The sequence below is a fragment of the Comamonas testosteroni TK102 genome (assembly GCF_000739375.1).
GTDB lineage: Bacteria > Pseudomonadota > Gammaproteobacteria > Burkholderiales > Burkholderiaceae_C > Comamonas > Comamonas brasiliensis.
In genome coordinates this window covers 55236-72118 of sequence record NZ_CP006704.1, presented here as the reverse complement: position 1 = coordinate 72118, position 16883 = coordinate 55236, and the positions used below count along the sequence as shown (strand labels likewise).

At 65.1% G+C, this 16883-nt stretch carries 17 protein-coding genes; 7 read left to right on the top strand and 10 right to left on the bottom strand.

The window, feature by feature from the left end; all coding sequences use genetic code 11:
- Positions 1–22: 22 nt before the first annotated feature.
- The 3 genes from boxB to O987_RS00290 all read left to right on the top strand — a co-directional run bounded on the left by boxB (position 23) and on the right by O987_RS00290 (position 3613).
- The gene (boxB, locus tag O987_RS00300; protein ID WP_043370403.1) at positions 23–1450 is read left to right on the top strand and encodes a benzoyl-CoA 2,3-epoxidase subunit BoxB; all 1428 of its coding nucleotides are present in this window, start codon (positions 23–25) and stop codon (positions 1448–1450) included.
- Positions 1451–1570: 120 nt separating this feature from the next.
- Positions 1571–2872, top strand: a complete 1302-nt coding sequence (boxA, locus tag O987_RS00295) for a benzoyl-CoA 2,3-epoxidase subunit BoxA (RefSeq protein WP_003059922.1) — start codon at positions 1571–1573, stop codon at positions 2870–2872.
- 138 nt (positions 2873–3010) lie between these two features.
- Positions 3011–3613: an HD domain-containing protein gene (locus O987_RS00290; RefSeq protein ID WP_043370402.1), complete on the top strand. Its 603-nt coding sequence runs from the start codon at positions 3011–3013 to the stop codon at positions 3611–3613.
- Between the two features lie 146 nt (positions 3614–3759).
- Here the strand turns inward: O987_RS00290 and O987_RS00285 are convergent, their stop codons facing one another.
- Together O987_RS00285 and O987_RS00280 are read right to left on the bottom strand one after the other, a co-directional pair.
- Positions 3760–4488 (bottom strand): aspartate/glutamate racemase family protein, encoded by a 729-nt coding sequence (locus O987_RS00285; RefSeq protein WP_043370401.1) that lies wholly within the window; start codon positions 4486–4488, stop codon positions 3760–3762.
- A 1-nt stretch (position 4489) separates the two neighbouring features.
- Positions 4490–5371, bottom strand: coding sequence for an amino acid ABC transporter substrate-binding protein (locus O987_RS00280; RefSeq protein ID WP_043370399.1), 882 nt, complete (start codon positions 5369–5371; stop codon positions 4490–4492).
- Between the two features lie 270 nt (positions 5372–5641).
- Between O987_RS00280 and O987_RS00275 the strand changes: the two genes are divergently transcribed.
- A complete protein-coding gene (locus O987_RS00275; protein WP_043370398.1) occupies positions 5642–6865 on the top strand; it encodes a D-amino acid dehydrogenase in 1224 nt (407 codons plus the stop codon).
- Positions 6866–6877: 12 nt separating this feature from the next.
- On the opposite strand, the gene O987_RS00270 is transcribed toward O987_RS00275, so the two are convergent.
- Entirely contained in the window at positions 6878–7786 is a 909-nt protein-coding gene (locus tag O987_RS00270; protein ID WP_043370397.1) for a LysR substrate-binding domain-containing protein, read from the bottom strand.
- Positions 7787–7807: 21 nt separating this feature from the next.
- Positions 7808–8374 (bottom strand): cob(I)yrinic acid a,c-diamide adenosyltransferase, encoded by a 567-nt coding sequence (locus O987_RS00265; protein WP_043370396.1) that lies wholly within the window; start codon positions 8372–8374, stop codon positions 7808–7810.
- 184 nt (positions 8375–8558) lie between these two features.
- Between O987_RS00265 and O987_RS00260 the strand changes: the two genes are divergently transcribed.
- Positions 8559–8927 (top strand): EF-hand domain-containing protein, encoded by a 369-nt coding sequence (locus O987_RS00260; protein ID WP_043370394.1) that lies wholly within the window; start codon positions 8559–8561, stop codon positions 8925–8927.
- A 24-nt stretch (positions 8928–8951) separates the two neighbouring features.
- Here the strand turns inward: O987_RS00260 and O987_RS00255 are convergent, their stop codons facing one another.
- Entirely contained in the window at positions 8952–9923 is a 972-nt protein-coding gene (locus O987_RS00255) for a BMP family lipoprotein (protein ID WP_043370392.1), read from the bottom strand.
- Positions 9924–9938: 15 nt separating this feature from the next.
- Positions 9939–10937, bottom strand: a complete 999-nt coding sequence (locus O987_RS00250) for a Bug family tripartite tricarboxylate transporter substrate binding protein (protein ID WP_003059938.1) — start codon at positions 10935–10937, stop codon at positions 9939–9941.
- Positions 10938–11228: 291 nt separating this feature from the next.
- Between O987_RS00250 and O987_RS00245 the strand changes: the two genes are divergently transcribed.
- Positions 11229–12656, top strand: coding sequence for an FAD-binding oxidoreductase (locus tag O987_RS00245; RefSeq protein WP_003059940.1), 1428 nt, complete (start codon positions 11229–11231; stop codon positions 12654–12656).
- A gap of 84 nt (positions 12657–12740) precedes the next feature.
- On the opposite strand, the gene O987_RS00240 is transcribed toward O987_RS00245, so the two are convergent.
- Both O987_RS00240 and O987_RS00235 read right to left on the bottom strand, forming a co-directional pair.
- Entirely contained in the window at positions 12741–13568 is an 828-nt protein-coding gene (locus tag O987_RS00240) for a hypothetical protein (protein ID WP_003059942.1), read from the bottom strand.
- A gap of 46 nt (positions 13569–13614) precedes the next feature.
- Positions 13615–14238 carry a tetratricopeptide repeat protein gene (locus tag O987_RS00235; RefSeq protein ID WP_003059943.1) on the bottom strand — a complete coding sequence of 208 codons (624 nt, stop codon included), beginning with the start codon at positions 14236–14238 and terminating at the stop codon, positions 13615–13617.
- Positions 14239–14444: 206 nt separating this feature from the next.
- Here O987_RS00235 and O987_RS00230 point away from each other — a divergent pair, with 206 nt between their 5' ends.
- Positions 14445–15197, top strand: coding sequence for a hypothetical protein (locus O987_RS00230; protein ID WP_043370390.1), 753 nt, complete (start codon positions 14445–14447; stop codon positions 15195–15197).
- A gap of 6 nt (positions 15198–15203) precedes the next feature.
- On the opposite strand, the gene O987_RS00225 is transcribed toward O987_RS00230, so the two are convergent.
- The gene (locus tag O987_RS00225) at positions 15204–15539 is read right to left on the bottom strand and encodes a c-type cytochrome (protein ID WP_019042914.1); all 336 of its coding nucleotides are present in this window, start codon (positions 15537–15539) and stop codon (positions 15204–15206) included.
- A gap of 91 nt (positions 15540–15630) precedes the next feature.
- Positions 15631–16842: a sulfite oxidase gene (locus tag O987_RS00220; protein ID WP_003059949.1), complete on the bottom strand. Its 1212-nt coding sequence runs from the start codon at positions 16840–16842 to the stop codon at positions 15631–15633.
- Between the last annotated feature and the right edge of the window lie 41 nt (positions 16843–16883).

Here is a 16883-nt window from a genome sequence, read left to right as displayed (position 1 = left end):
AAAACATCACAGGAGACTCCCCATGAGCAGCATCGACTACAGCCAGAAGATTCCCAACAACGTGGACCTCAGCGGTGACCGCACGCTGCAGCGTGCGCTGGAGAGCTGGCAGCCCAGCTTCATCCGCTGGTGGGACGATGTGGGCCCCGAAGGATCGACCAACCACGATGTCTATCTGCGTACTGCGGTGAGCGTGGATCCGCAGGGCTGGGCGCAGTTCGGCTACGTCAAGATGCGTGACTACCGCTGGGGCATCTTCCTGAACCCGGCGGATCAGGAACGCAGCATTCATTTTGGCGATCACAAGGGCGAGAAAGCCTGGCAGGACGTACCCGGCGAGCACCGCGCGAACCTGCGTCGCATCATCGTCACGCAAGGCGATACCGAGCCCGCGTCGGTGGAGCAGCAGCGCCACCTGGGCCTGACCGCGCCGTCCATGTACGACCTGCGCAATCTGTTCCAGGTCAATGTGGAAGAAGGCCGCCATCTCTGGGCCATGGTCTACCTGCTGCACAAGCATTTCGGGCGTGACGGACGCGAGGAGGCCGAGGCCCTGCTGGAGCGCCAGAGCGGCGATGAGAACAACCCGCGCATTCTGGGCGCGTTCAATGAAAAAACGCCGGACTGGCTGGCGTTCTTCATGTTCACCTACTTCACCGACAGAGACGGAAAATTCCAGCTCGCAGCGCTTGCCGAGTCGGCCTTCGATCCGCTGGCGCGCACCACCAAGTTCATGCTGACCGAAGAGGCGCACCACATGTTCGTCGGCGAGTCCGGCGTCTCGCGCGTGCTGGCCCGCACCTGCCAGGTCATGAACGAGCTCAAGACCGACGATGTGAACAAGCTGCGCAATGCGGGCGTCATCGATCTGCCCACGATCCAGCGCTATCTGAACTTCCACTACAGCGTGACCATCGACCTGTTCGGCGCCGACCAGTCGAGCAATGCCGCCACCTTCTACAGCTCGGGCCTCAAGGGCCGCTACGAAGAGGGCAAGCGCGTGGACGACCACAGGCTGCACGAGCAGAACTACAAGGTGCTGGAAGTGGTGGACGGCAAATTGCAGGAGAAGGAAGTGCCCATGCTCAACGCCTTGAACGAGGTGCTGCGCGACGACTACATCAAGGACAGCAATGCCGGTGTAGGCCGCTGGAACAAGGTGATGGAAAAGGCCGGCATCGACTTTCGCCTGACGGTGCCGCACAAGGCCTTCAACCGCCAGATCGGCGCGCTGGCAGGCGTGCGCATCAGCCCCGACGGCCGCCCCGTGAGCGAGCAGGAATGGCTGCTCAGGAAGAGCGAGTGGCTGGCCGGCGACGACGACCGCAACTTTGTCGCATCGCTGATGAAGCCATGCCTGGAGCCGGGCAAGTTCGCCGGCTGGATTGCGCCCCCCGTCATGGGCATCAATCGCCAGCCCGTGGACTTCGAGTACGTGAAGTTTGGGTGACCCCTGAGCCGCTACGCGGCTTCCCCAAGGGGACGGTGCCTTCGCCGCGAGGCGGCTCTTGCTCGGCACCTCTCACTTGGTGCAGTGCCAGTTTGAGGCCATGCCAGTTTGGAGAAAGAAATGAGCACCATCACGCTGATTGAAAACGGCATCCTGAAGCAGCATCTGATCGACCCGGAGATCTGCATTCGCTGCAACACCTGCGAGGCAACCTGCCCCGTGGACGCCATCACGCATGACGACAACAACTATGTAGTCATGGCGGACAAGTGCAACGGCTGCATGGACTGCATCTCGCCCTGCCCCACGGGCTCCATCGACAACTGGCGCCTGGTGTCGGCAAGCAAGCCCTACAGCGTGACCGAGCAACTGGGCTGGGAGAGCCTGCCCGAAGAGCTTTGCGCCGACGTGCTGGCCGCCGCGCAGACGACCGAGAATGCCGTCGATGTGCAGGACCTGAGCCAGGCCCAGGCCGTGATCGCGGCCGCTGCCGGTCTGGCCGATAACGGCGCTGCGGAAGTCTTTCGCGCCGCCAGCTATGGCGCCACCACGCCGCCCTGGTCTGCCGCCCATGCCTACACCAATCTGCATGGTCCCAAGGCTCCGGTGACGGCCACGGTGGTGGGCAATCTGAACTGCACGGAAGCCGGCTTCGACAACGAGACCCACCATATCGTGCTGGACTTCGGCGCCATGCCTTTTCCGGTGCTCGAAGGCCAGTCGCTGGGCATTGTCCCGCCCGGCGTGGATGCCGGCGGCAAGCCCCATGTGGCACGCCAGTACTCGATTGCCAGCGCCCGCAACGGCGAACGCCCCGGCTACAACAATCTGGCATTGACCGTGAAACGCGTGGTCGAGGATCACCAGGGCCAGCCCGTGCGCGGCGTGGCCAGCAACTATCTCTGCGATCTGCAGGTGGGCGACAAGGTGCAGGTCATAGGTCCGTTCGGCAGCAGCTTTCTCATGCCCAACCACCCGCGCTCGCACATCGTGATGATCTGCACCGGCACGGGCAGCGCGCCCATGCGCGCCATGACGGAGTGGCGCCGCCGCCTGCGCAAGAGCGGCAAGTTCGACAGCGGGAAACTGCTGCTGTTCTTCGGTGCGCGCACGCCTCAGGAGCTGCCCTATTTCGGCCCCTTGCAGAACCTGCCCAAGGATTTCATCGACATCAACTTCGCCTTCTCGCGCGTGGCCGGCCAGGCCAGGCGCTATGTGCAGGACGCCATGCGTGAGCGCTCGGCCGACCTCATGGAGCTGCTGCGCGACGACAACACGCATATCTATGTCTGCGGTCTCAAAAGCATGGAGGACGGGGTCGTGCTGGCCCTGCGTGACGTGGCCCAGCAAGCAGGACTGGGCTGGGATGAACTTGGCTCAAGGCTCAAGCGCGAAGGACGTCTGCACCTGGAAACCTACTGACGCCTCAAGCCCTCGCGGACCCTGTTAGCAGCAAACAGGATTCGCGCATCAAGGCGGCGGCGGCATGTCATGCCCTTGACAGCGCAGCCCCTGCCAGCGCCCTACAGTGCAACGACCATAACCCACGAAAGACATGGCATGAATGCACGGGCGAACTTTCTGCGCATGCAAGACAGCACGCGTGAAGACTGGCAATTGATCGGCGGCGAATTCGCACACTTCACCAGCGGCCTGCCCGACAGGGTGATGGCCCATCTGAAGCTGCTGGAAGGCGACTATGGCGGCTTTCCGGTGGACCGCTACACCCACTCCCTGCAAACCGCCACGCGCGCGCTGCGCGACGGCCGCGACGAGGAGTATGTGGTGTGCGCACTGCTGCACGACATCGGCGACACCCTCGGGTCCTTCAACCACCCCGACATAGCCGCAGCGGTTCTCCAGCCCTTTGTGAGCGAGGCCAACCACTGGATGGTCCAGCATCACGGCATCTTCCAGGGTCACTATTTCTTCCATCACATCGGCCTGGACAGGGACATGCGCGAGCAGTTCCGGAACCATCCGCACTACACGCGCACGGCCGAGTTCTGCGAACTCTATGACAACCCGGCCTTCGATCCCCAGGCCGAGACCCTGCCCATGAGTGAATTCGAGCCCATGCTACGCCGCCTGATGCAGCGGCCCCGGCAAAGCATCTACAAGGCCGCCATGGAATCGGAGATGCAGGACGCTCGGAAGTCTTAGCAAACCATCGTTAAAAGTTGAGCGCGTACCGCTTATCCATCAATAGATCCGGCCTGGATTCGATACATATCTTTTTGCGACAAGCGATTGAAGCTCATCTTTTTGGTGCGTCCTAACCCGCTGCGCAATGGGTGCTGCTGTCGCAGCTAATGCGCGTAGGCATCCTGCGCCAACGCACAGGCCAGTATCCAGGCCGGGTCCACCAGCTCGGCGCCGCGGGCCTGCGATGCCTGCGGCAGGGCCAGCGGAATCTCGGTACAGCCCATGATCACTGGCACGGCGCCATGGCGCTGAAGCAGCGGCGCCAGCGCCTCGCCGAAGCATTGCACGGCCAGCGGCATATCGCCCTGTTTCACACCCTCGTAGATGCCTTGCATGAGCCGGGCCCGGCCCGCCGGTCCTGGCCGCAATGCGGCAATGCCGCAATCGGCCAGCGCCGCGTCGTAGAGCCCGCTGTCATAAGTGCCATCCGTGGCCAGCACCAGGGCCTGGCGCGCGCCACCTGCCTTCAGGTGCAGCGCCGTCTGCTGCGCGATGTGCAGCACGCGCAGCTGCGGGAAAAGCGCCTGTATCTGCCCATGCCAGGCATGGGCCGTGTTGCAGGCCAGGGCCATGCTGCGCACGCCCAGGGCCGCGAGCCGGCCCGCACCCTGCAGCAGATGCGCAGCCGGGCCCGCAGGGGACTGCGGATCGCTGCGCAGCGCCTGTGTGCGATCGGGCATGGGCAGCTGCACCAGCCAGTGCTCGGGATAGGCCTGGTCGTGCACGGGCAGGCCCTGGCCCTGCAGGTGCCGGGTGCAGGCCTGCACGAACAGGCGCACGAAATCCGCGCCCGCTGCAGGCCCCATGCCGCCAAGAATGCCGACCGCCCGCATCTCAGAACGCCGGCTTGTCGCCGCGCTCCTGCACATTGCGCTGCAGTTGCTCGCTCATGGGCAGGCCCAGGGCCGCGTTCTTGGGCGGGATGGGCTGCATGAACCATTTGTCGTAGAGCCTGGCGAAGGCGCCAGACTTCATCATGTCGCCGATCACGCCATCCACCAGCTGCTTGAACTGCGGGTCGTCCTTGCGCAGCATGCAGGCATAGGGCTCGACCTGCAGCGCATCGGCCACGACGTGGAAATCCTTGGGATTCTTGGCGTTGGCGATCAGGCCGTAGAGCAGGATGTCATCCATGCCGAAGGCTGCGGCGCGGTCGTTCTCGACCAGCAGAAAGCCGTCGGCATGATCCTTGGCCATGACGATGTTCATGCCCCAGCCCTGCTCGGCATTGGCCTTGCGCAGCACCTGCAGATTGGTGGTGCCGGTGGTGATGGCTGCGGTCTTGCCCTTGAGGTCGGCATAGTTCTGGATGCCCGAGCTCTTCTTCACCAGCAGCCGCGTGCCGGTGTAGAAGTGATTGATGGCAAAGCCCACCTCCTTGGCTCGCACCGTGTTGTTGGTGGTCGATCCGCACTCCAGGTCTATGGTGCCGTTGGCCAGCAGCGGCATGCGGTTCTGCGAGGTCACGGCCTGCCAGCGCACCTCCAGCGCGGGCAGGTTCAGCACCTTCTTCACGGCTTCGGCGACTGCCTGCGAAAGCTCCACGGTCATGCCGATGGGCTTGCCGTTGTCCAGGTAGCTGAAGGGCACGGAGGACTCGCGGTAGGCCAGCGTGATGCGCCCGCTGTCGCGCACCTTGGCCAGGGTATCGGAATGGGCAGCGCCCAGAAAACCCAGGCCCAGTGCCGCACAAAGCACGGTGGAGTGAAGTTGCATGCGGTGTCTCCTCTTCGGTGGTGGATGTGCCGCCAGTGTAGAAAGCGCGCCCGGCTCCGGAGGATGACAATATCGGGCGGGTCCATGCCTCTGGTTTATGGGTGGCTGCACAGGCACCGCAATGCTCCGGGTAAACACCGCGACCGAGGGCCACCCGGCCGCACGCATCGCGCGGACAGGCCATAACCTGGGTGCATACCCTGCATGCCAAATGCCATGGCTGCCCGGCCCCGTACGGGCCTACAGTGCGACAGCATGGAGAAACGAACAATGCATGTCTGCATCGTGGGCGCCGGCATCGTCGGCCTGGCCACTGCCTATGCGCTGCAATGCGCGGGCTGCAGCGTCACGGTCCTGGAGCGCGGGCCCGGCCCGGCAGCGGGCGCCAGCGGCGGCAACGGCGCGCAGCTCAGCTATTCCTATGTGCAGCCGCTGGCCGATCCCGGCATCTGGAAGATGCTGCCGCAACTGCTGCTGGAAAAGGACTCGCCGCTGGCACTGCGCCTGCGCGCCGACCCCGCCCAATGGGCCTGGGGCCTGCGCTTTCTGGGCGCCTGCAATGCACGCGCCTCCATGGCCGGCACGCAGGCGCTGCTGAGGCTGGCCGCCGAAAGCCGGCAGGCTTTCGAGAGTCTGCAGGCGCAGGAGTCCCTGAGCTGCTCATTGCACACGCCGGGCAAGCTGGTGCTCTACCACACACAGCAGGGCCTGGATGCCGCGGCCCGGCAGGTCGCCCTGCAATCGCGCCTTGGCGGCGCCAGCCAGCAGGTCGTGGATGCGGCAGTCGCCGTGCGCCTGGAGCCCGCGCTGGCAGGCTACGCGGGCCGCATGGCGGGCGCCGTTCACACCCCCAGTGAAAGCGCTGCCGACTGCCGCCAGCTGTGTGAGCAGCTGGCGGCGCTGCTGGCCGCACGCGGCGCCGAGCTGCGCTACGACACCGAGGTGCTGGGCTTCGAGCGCCAGGGCGACGCCGTCACCGGCCTGCGCACTGCCGCAGGACTGCTTCAGGCCGAGCACTACGTGCTGGCCAGCGGCTGGGAAAGCCCGGCCCACGCGCGCCAGCTGGGCCTGCGCATTCCCGTCTATCCGCTCAAGGGCTACAGCATCACCGTGGACATACCGGCCGACCACACCCAGGCCGCGCCGCGCGTGAGCGTGACCGACACCGCGCGCAAGGTGGTGTTCGCGCGCCTTGGCGAACGCCTGCGCGTGGCCGGCATGGTGGAGATCATCGGCCGCGACACACGCATCGATACGGCCCGCATCAACAGCCTGCGCCGCTCCACGCAGCAGGTCTTTGCCCAGTTGCCGCTGCAGGGCTCGCTGCATCCCTGGAGCGGCATGCGCCCGGCCACACCCACGGGCCTGCCCATCACCGGCCGCCAGCGCGGCGGACCACGCAATCTGTGGCTGCAGACAGGCCATGGTGCGCTGGGCCTGACGCTGGCCTTCGGGTCGGCACAGCGGCTGGCTGCGCAGATGCGCGCAGCCTGAACGCGGGCCTGCTCAGGAGGCGCTCAGAAGCTCCCGCAGAGCCTTGTGCATTTCCTGGGTCATGGCACGCGCCAGCACCGATCCCGGGCGCTGGGGCAGGCTCAGCGCGTTCACGCCCACGGTGATGCGCGGCAACAGCGGCACCACGTGCACACGGCGCCGGTCGGCCGCCAGGGCCGTGCAGCCGTCCATGATGGCCGCGCCCAGCCCGTATTCGGCCATGGACAGCGCCGCATGGTAGGTCTGCACAGTCACCACCGGCGACAGCCCCACGCCATGCTCGCGGCAGGCCTGGCCCAGGCGCATGCCCAGCGGGTCGCGCGCATCGAGCGCGACCACAGGCAGATCGGCCAGATCCTTGAGTTCCATGCCTTCGGCGCGCACGCGCGAAGGCGACAGCAGTCCCTTGGGCAAGACGCAGAACATGTCGACCTCGGCCAGCAGTTCGTGCTCCAGCGCGGGCTGGCCCGCGGAGCTGATCACGAAACCCACATCGGCCTCCTGCAGCAGCAGGGCCGACACCACCTGCGGCGTGTGCAGCGCCTGCACATGTACCTGGACCTGTGGATGGCGGCGCCTGAAGCCCGCCACGGCGCGCGGCAACACCTCGCGGCTGAGCGCAAACACCGTCAGCACATTGAGCCGGTCGGCCGACTGGCCGTGGCGCAGGTTGGCGGCCAGACGCTGCACCTCGTCGAGCTGCTCGAACAGCTTCTCGATATGCGGAAACAGGGCCAGCGCTTCATTGGTCGGCGTCAGCCGCCCCCGCGCGCGCTGGAACAGCGCAAAGCCCATCTGCAGCTCTGCATGCTGCAGCGTGCGGCTGACTGCGGGCTGCGTGACGTTGATGAGGCGCGCAGCCGCGCTGACGCTGCCGGTCTGCATCACGGCATTGAAGACTTCGATATGTCGCAGACGCATGCCCGCCCTCCTACCCCTGCCTCACTCGGACTGGGCGCGCGCCAGGCGTTCGCTCTTCCAGTACACATCGTCGCCGCCGTCGATGCGGTTGAGCACGCGGGCCAGCACGAACAGCAGATCGGACAGGCGATTCAGATACTGGCGCGCAGCGGCTCGCATGGCCTCGGTCTGCTCCAGCGCCACCACCTGGCGTTCTGCACGGCGCGCCACGGTGCGACATACATGGGCCTGCGCGGCAGCGCGTGTGCCAGCAGGAAGGATGAACTCCTGCAGGCGCGGCAACTGTGCGTTGTAGTGGGCCAGCGCATTGTCGAGCTGCAGCAGCGCATCATCCTTGAGCAGCTCATAGCCCGGCATGGACAGCTCGCCGCCCAGGTTGAACAGCTGATGCTGGATGTCGATCAGCAGGTCGCGCACATCCTGGGGCATCGGCTCGCACAGCAGCAGACCGATATGCGAGTTCAGTTCATCCACATCGCCCATGGCATGCGGGCGGCCGCTGTTCTTGGAAACGCGGGTGTTGTCTCCGAGGCCGGTGGTTCCGTCATCTCCGGTGCGGGTAGCGATTTGCGTGAGGCGGTTGCCCATGGGTCATCCCTTGTCAAAGCTGCGAGTTTTCAGGGCCGGCACGGCCCTCAGATACGGCCGCCATTGTGCGTTACAGCCCGCAGACAAATGTAGCCTGAGGCAACAGCAGGCAAAAGTGCTGGCCCTTTGCCGCCTCACAGGGTGCAATGCACTCCTGTTATCGCATAGAGAAGGAATGCCATCCATGAACAAGAAGAATCTGCTCAATTGCAAGGTCTCGTCATTCGAAGTCGTCAGCGTGGTGCTGTTCTCCGCACTCACCCTCGGCGGCGGCATGGCTTTTGCGCAAACCGGCAGCGGCACTGTCGGCGAGAGCAAGGAGCCGGCGCGCATCGTGCAATCAGGCGCGGCCACCGGCGTGCAGCAGGCCCCCACCGCCAAGAACAGCGTGCAGGCGGCCTTCGAGCGTGCCGACGCCAATCGCGACGGTCAGCTCAGCGCGCAGGAAGCGCGCCAGCTGCCCGCCATTTCCCAGCGCTTCGAAGAGATTGACAGCGACCGCAACGGCCAGCTGTCACGCGCCGAATTCGACAAGGGCGCTCAGCAGTACTGAGGCCTTGCCGCGGCGCTTTCCTGCTCACGCCGCAGCGCTGAGTTCCTCCTGCGGCAAGGGGAACTCGGCCCCGGCATAGTCCAGGTGAATCTCGAACTCGCGGCGCAGCAGACGCTGCGCCCAGTCTTCGACCAGGCTGCGCTGCGCAGCACTCACTCCGGCCCCCATTTCCAGCCGCACCAGACTCGGCTCCTCGAGGCCGAAGGCACGATAGCCACCCAGCGGCAGCAGGCCCCTGGCATGGTCCTCGACGGCGCGAAACAAGGCCTCGCCGGAATCGCAGATCGCCGAGGCCACAAACACCTCGGGGTCGCGCGCCACCCAGTCCAGCACATTGCCGATCTGCGCCACGCCTTGTGCGCGGCAGGCCTGCGTCACACCGGGACGGCCACCATCGAGCATGGCAAACACAATGTCCAGACCCGTCTGCTCGACCATCGCCGAAACACAGCTGCGGGCCCAGCCCGGGCGATGCTGGTGACCACAGAACTGGGTGACGAGTTGCCCCTCAAAACCGGCGCGCCTGAGACCGTCCGCATAGGCCGCACGGCCACGCAGACCCGGCGGCACCTTCTCGCCCGAGAAATGCCCCACCTTGCCCGTCTTGCTCCACTGGCTGGCCAGCACGCCGGCGAGGAAGGCCGACTGCTCCTGCAGCACCTCGTAACGCGCCACATTGGCTGCCGTCCAGCTGCCCTGCGTGACCGCAAAGGCCTGCTCGGGCCAGCGATCGGCCAGGATCTGCACCGGACCGTCACCCTGACCGCCATGCGCCAGAATCAGCGCGTAGCGACCGCCGCACAATGCGGACATTTCGGCAGCACGCTGCTGGGCCGACTGGCCGGCCACCCAGAGCACATCGACCTCGTGGCCGGCCTCTCTGGCCTTGTGCGCTCCGCGCAGTCCCGACTCGTTGAAACTGCCCTGGCCTTCGGGGCCAAACAGCACCACGGCATAGCGTGGCTTACGGGGTGAATACAGTGTCTCGCTGCTCATCGTTGTCTCTTCTGCTTAAAGTTTTGCACCTGTTTTCTTGGCGATATCTCCCCAGGCCAGATGCTGGTCCGCAATCAGCTGGGTGAAGGCCTTGGATTCCATGTCCCGGGTCACGAATCCCTGGGCTTCCAGCGTCTGCGCAAACTCGGGACGCGCGCTGATCTGCCGCACCGCGCTGGCGATTTTTTCGGCCAGAGCCCTGGGCAGGCCAGCCGGTGCCGAGATGCCGACGAAGTTCTCCGAGACCAGCTGTGCCAGTCCCAGTTCGGCCACGCTGGGCACCGTCGGTGCCTGCGCCACGCGGCGTGAGGATGTCAGCGCCAGCAGCTTGAGCCGGCCCTGCTTGTGCAGCGCGATGTTCTGCGGCAGCGCATCGATGGCCAGCTTGATATGGCCGCTGAGCAGATCCGCACGCATGGGGCCGGCGCCGCGGTAAGGCACATGCTCCATGGACAGCTTGAGCGTCTGTGCAAACTGCTCGCCCACCAGATGGCCCACCGAGGCGGCGCCGCCGCTGCCAAAGGCGACGGGAGCAGGCTGCTCCTTGATCCAGCTCACCAGCTCGCTCAGGCTGTTGACGGGCACCGAAGGGTGCACGACAAACACCGTGGGCACTGCACCGATGTAGGCCAGATGTTCGAAGCTGCGCAAGGGGTCGTAGCCAGGGCTTTGCAGCAGCGATGGCGCTATCGACAGCGCCGCCGAATTGGATACCAGCAGCGTGTAGCCGTCGTTGGCGCTGTGCGCCACGATCTGCGCGCCAATCGACGAGCCCGCACCGGGCTTGTTGTCTATGACCACGCTCTGGCCCAGCTTCTCGGCCAGCGCGGGAGCCAGCACCCGGGCCACGATATCGCTGGAGCCGCCCGGCGGAAAGGTCACGACCAGTTTGATGGGCCGCACCGGCCAGGCCTGCGTCTGCGCGGCACGCACATGCCATGCCGCGCCCAGCATGCCTGCCGCCGACACCCCGGCCAGCCCCTGAATGAATGATCTGCGACCCGTATCGCGCATAGCTCCGCCCTCCGAACTGCTTTTGGTTTGAAGCGAGCTCTGCAGCGCACGCCATGAGGCTTGCCAATATAGGCACACCCGGCACAAACCCTAAACACTGAATTCTCATTAGCTAGGGCGAAACTTATCTATGTGCTCGCGCAAGGCGGCTGCGCTGCCGCGAAAGTCACGATGCCTGGCAAGGCATGCGCAAAACCGGCCGCCGCAGCCTCCTGCGCCCTGGCCTAGTGCGCAATACGTACACGCCCGGATCGGACCTGGTGGTATTCTTTTTCTCCTCTGGAGACCCCGATGAACGCACCCGTTGCCCATACCTCGCTGCAGCCCGATTTCGTGCAGCGCCCCATCCCCGAAGAATTTCTGCAGGCTCTGCAAACACGTTTCGGCAGCCAGTGCTCCACGGCCTTGGCCGTGCGCGAGCAGCATGGCCGCGACGAAGGCGCGATTGCGGCGCCCCCGCCGGCAGCCGTGGTGTTTGCCGAATCCACCCTGGACGTGCAGGACGCCGTCAGGCTCTGCGACCAGTACGGCGTGCCCGTGATTGCCTATGGCGCCGGTTCGTCGCTGGAAGGCCATCTGCTGGCCGTGCAGGGCGGCATCACCATCGACGTCAGCCGCATGAACCGCGTGCTCTCGGTCAACACCGAAGACCTGACCATCACCGTGCAGCCCGGCATCACGCGCAAGGCCCTGAACGAAGCCATCAAGGACACCGGCTTCTTCTTCCCCATCGATCCCGGTGCCGACGCATCGATCGGCGGCATGACCTCGACCCGCGCCAGCGGCACCAATGCCGTGCGCTACGGCACCATGCGCGAGAACGTGCTGGCCCTGGAAGTGGTGACGGCCAATGGCGAAGTGGTGCGTACCGGCAACCGTGCCAAGAAGAGCGCCGCCGGCTACGATCTGACCCGCCTGCTGGTGGGCAGTGAAGGCACGCTGGGCATCTTCACGGAGATCACACTACGCATCTACCCGCTGCCCGAAGCGGTGAGCGCAGCCATCTGCTCTTTTTCGAGCATCGAAAACGCCGTGCACACGGTGATCCAGACCATTCAGATGGGCATTCCCATTGCTCGCGTGGAACTGGTCGATGTGAATTCCGTACGCATGGTCAACGCCTACAGCAAGCTGTCCCTGCGTGAGGAGCCCATGCTGCTGATGGAGTTCCACGGCTCGCCCACGGGCGTGAAGGAGCAGGCCGAGATGGTTCAGGACATTGCCCATGAATTCGGTGGCAATGCCTTTGAATGGGCCGAGCGCCCCGAAGACCGCACGCGCCTGTTCACCGCACGCCACAACGCCTATTTCGCGGCCGTCTCCAGCGTGCCCGGCTGCCGCTGCATCACCACCGATGCCTGCGTGCCCATCAGCCGCCTGGCCGATGCGCTGCTGGAATGCGTGACCGAGGCCGATGCCAGCGGCATCCCCTACTTCCTGGTCGGCCACGTGGGCGACGGCAACTTCCACTTCGGCTATCTGATCGACCCCGACAACGACGCCCAGCGCCAGCAGGCCGAGCAACTCAACCACACGCTGGTGGCACGCGCGATTGCGCTGGGCGGCACCTGCACGGGCGAGCACGGCATCGGCATCCACAAGCAGGGCTTTTTGCTCGAAGAGGCGGGAGCCGGTGCGGTGCAGATGATGCGTGCCATCAAGCAGGCTCTGGACCCCAAGAACATCCTGAACCCGGGCAAGATCTTTCAGCTGCAGTGAGCCTCGCTCGCGCTGGCTGAAAACGCGCCAGCCATGAAAAAGGGCCTGCAGTTGCAGGCCCTTTTCTGTTCTCGGATCGACGCTTTACTTGCCGACCTTGAGCTGACCGCCGCGACCCAGGCCGCCCTTGACTTCCTGCGCCTTGTAGTTGCGCAGCGAGATCACCATATTGTTGTAGGCGTCCATGAAGGCAGCCACGGTGGCCTTGCCTTCCGGTGTGCGCGAGAAGCCGCCCAGACCGCCGCCCACGCCGCCGCCGAAGGCACCCAGCGCAGCGCCGAAGTTGGTCGCCGTGGAGTTGCCTTCGGAGATGGAGATCTGCACGCCCGAACGGATGTCGAACATGCTCAGCGTCACCACCGAAGCCTTGCTCTGCATGGCGCCGCCGATCAGCGTGCCCACATTGCCGAACAGACCGCCCACGCCGGCAGCCAGCTGGCCGGTGGCATCGTTGTCGATGATGATGGAGGGCTCCATGTAGTAGTCAGCGGCCACGCGCTGGCCCTTTTGCTGCCTGGAGCCGGCACGGAACTCACCGGAATTGCGCTGCTTGTCGGTGATCGCCGACATCTTGCTTTCGGTGCGGTTGTTGCCGACGGAGGTAATCACAAAGCAGTTGGACTGCTGCACGGCCAGACGGATCAGAGGCTCGATGGTGGTGATCTTTGTGGCCGCGCCAAAGCTCGCATACCACTCCTTGCCGCGACCGTCGTCAACGGCCAGCGTGCCCAGAGGCGCATCGCAGCGCTCCAGAGAGGCATTGGCATTCACGCTGGTGGCGCCGCCCGCTGCGCCCGTGGCCGCCGTGGGAGCCGTGCCGGTGGAAATGGTGCCGCCGCCGGGGGTCACGCAACCGCCCAGTGCCAGGGCCGATGCGATGGCTGCCAGACGCAGCGTTGTCTTCTTGGACATAGAGATGCTTTCTACAAATGAAAAATGTTGAGGCGCTCGACGCGCTTCAGCGGTAATACCAGCCCGACGAGCCCCACACCAGGTAGTAGGGCGCACTCACGTACCAGCGGTTCCAGGACTTGCGTTCGTCCTCGATGGCCTGATAGCGAGCATGAGCATTCTGTTTGGCAGCCTGCGCCTGAGGCAGCAGAGACTTGGCTTCCTTGAAGCCCTTGGCGGCGGCGCGCGACAGCCAGGCCTCGGCTTCGGCGGGGTCCGGACCCATTTCTTCAAAACCCAGCAGATACAGGCGACCGAGCGCGAACTGGGCCGGGCCATGACCGGCATCGCCGGCCTTGCGCATCCACTCGATGGCCTGATAGCTGTTGCGCTCCACGCCGTCGCCGCGCAGATAGCGCAGACCCAGGTCATAGGCGGCGCGAGGATCGGCCTGGGTCTTCTGCAGATCGGCTTCGGCCCTTTGCACCAGGGCTGCCTGGCGGCGTTCGGCTTCCGGGTTGACCGGCTCGCCGCGGAAGGTAGCGACATTGCGCGGCAGCTCGGAGCAGTTGTTGCCTTCGCACAGGCGCACCGTGGGCGACGCAGGTGCCAGCTGATCCTGCGGCGTCTGTGCCGCGCATGCCGTCAGCGCAAGAGCTGCCAATGAAAGGCTTGGTAGAGCCAGGCGCATGAATCACTCCTCTTGATTTTCTGCCGGTGAAAGCCGAAAAGTATACATAAGCAAAAAATGGTAATTTTTACGGCGAGATGAACGCTCGCATACCCCCCCTTGGGGGGGGTAATTTGCACAATATACAAGTGGCTGTGCAGTGAGTACTTGCGTTGCATCACCCGCTAGCACACCTGCATAAGATCCTTCACAAAATTAACAATCTGATGGAAAACAAATCGTCTTTCCTGGTATGGCCTCTGCCTGCGCTGCTGACCTGGCTGCTGGCCTGGGTCGCCTTCTTTGCGCTCGGTCATATCGTCGTCTGGTGGCTGGCCTTGCTGCTGGCGGGTGCCGCCAGCTCGGCCGCCAGTCTCTGGGGCAACAGCTGGTGGCGCCGCCTGCTGATTGCCGCAGGCTTTCCGCTGTCGTTTCTGGTGCTCAGCGCCAGCCAGCTGCCCGCATGGGGCTGGTTGCTGCCGCTGGCCTTGCTGTTGCTGATCTACCCGCTCAATGCCTGGCGCGATGCTCCCGTCTTTCCGACGCCATTGCATGCGCTCAAAGGATTGGCAGAGGTCGTGAAGCTGCCCGACCAGGCACCGGTGCTGGATGCCGGCTGCGGCATGGGCGACGGCCTGCGCGCGCTGCGCAGCGAGCTGCCGCAGGCCCGTCTCCAGGGCCTGGAGTGGAGCTGGCCGCTGGTGATTGCCAGTGCCCTGCGCTGCCCCTGGGCACGCGTGCGGCGTGGCGATATCTGGCTGGCCGACTGGAGCGGCTATCAGCTGGTCTATCTGTTCCAGCGGCCCGAGAGCATGGGCCGCGCCGCCGTCAAGGCCGCCACCGAGATGCAGCCCGGCAGCTGGCTGGTCAGCCTGGACTTCCAGCTGCCCGGCGTGGAAGCGACGGCCTGCCTGCAAGGCAATAGCCGCCACAAGGTCTGGATTTACGCCATGCCGCTGGATGGCGCAGAACGCGGTTGAGCCGCTTTATTTGGCTGCGCCGCTGGCCTTGCTCACATAGAGAGCAACAGCAGCGATGTCGGCTTCGCTCATCGTGGCCTTGAAGGAGGGCATGGCACCGATGCCATCCTTCAGGGCACGGGCCACGCGGGCCGCATCGGGCTGCAGCTCGTCCAGCACGGGACCGATGGCACCTTCGGCTCCGGCATCCTTGAGGGTATGGCACACCGCGCAGGCAGGAACGGCAGCCGTGGTGAACAGCTCTTTGCCGCGCGCCATCTGGGCGGCCTGATCGGCATGGGCGGCAGTGCCTGCCAGGATGGTCAGCAAGAGGGCGGCGAGGGTGGGTTTTGTCTTCATCATTTTTCTTGGGGAAATGCGATGCATCGTGGTTTGGATAGCCATGGCCGGGCTCCCCTTCTTCGGCGCCCGGCATGGACAGCGAGTGCGGCGCTCAGGCCACGGTGACGGTGACCGCGTGGTCAGCCCAGCTGGTGTTGTTGTAGCCGCTCTGGTTTTCACCGCGCGTCTCGGGCTGCACATTGCCCCTGACGTCGGTTGCGCGACTGGCCAGCTGGTAGGTGCCCTTGGGCAGCTGGGCTGCAAGCACGAACTGACGCCAGGCATAGCGGCCCATATCGGGGCCCACCAGACGGGCCTGCTTCCAGCTCTTGCCGCCGTCGATGGAGACCTCCACCCCCTTGATGGCATGCATGCCGCCGAAGGCCACGCCCTGAATCTGCACCAGGCCGGCGGCCCGGTTGCCGTCTTCGGGAATGGGGCTGTTGATCCAGGACTTGACGCTCATCTCCTGCACCGAGGGCTGGCTGGGATCGCCCTTGCTGCCCGGAGGCGAGATGCGGTAGCCGTGCGACATGATGTGCGCTTCGCTTTCCTTGGCGGTAAAGGCCAGCTGCTTGATGTACTTGATGTTGTTCACACCGGTGTAGCCCGGCACGATCAGGCGCAGCGGTCCGCCGTGGGCCAGGGGCACGGGCTCACCGTTCATCTCCCAGGCCAGCAGCGCATCCTCCATGGCCGACAGGGGCACGGAGCGCTCCACCAGCACGCTCTTGGGGTCCAGGCCTGCAGGCAGTACCTCGCCGCCCGTACCCGTCATGTAGAGCATGCCGCCGGCCACGCCCCCCAGGGCCTTGACCACATCGCGCACCGGCACACCGCTCCAGACCACGCAGCCTGCGGCGCCCACGGTCCATTGCGTGCCGCTGGGCTTGGAGGGGAAGAAGCCACGACCGTTGCCCGAGCATTGCAGCACCATGGTCACTGTCTCCAGTCCCATGGTCTTGAGTTCACGCAGGCTCAGTTGACGAGGCCGGTTCACGCCATCGATCTGTACCGCCCAAGCATCGCGGTCGGCCACAATGCTCTCAGGCGGCGTCGGCAGGTTGTTGCGCACATAGAGCTGGCTGGTGGGAGTGACCACGCTGGAGCCAAACGCGCTGCGCCGGGTCTCGATGGTGGTGGAACTGTGCACGATCACGGCATCGGCATTCTTGAAGCCGGCATAGCCGGGCAGAGGCTTGGCGGCGGGCGCAGCTGCCTGTGCCATGGCCTGGCCCTGGAAGCTGGCCAGACCGGCCGCCGCCAGTGCACTGGCGCTACCGGCGAGCAGGCGACGACGCGGCAGGGATGTGGGTTGTTGCATGATGTCTCCTCGTTGATTGTGGTGAATGAGCAGGGCGAGAG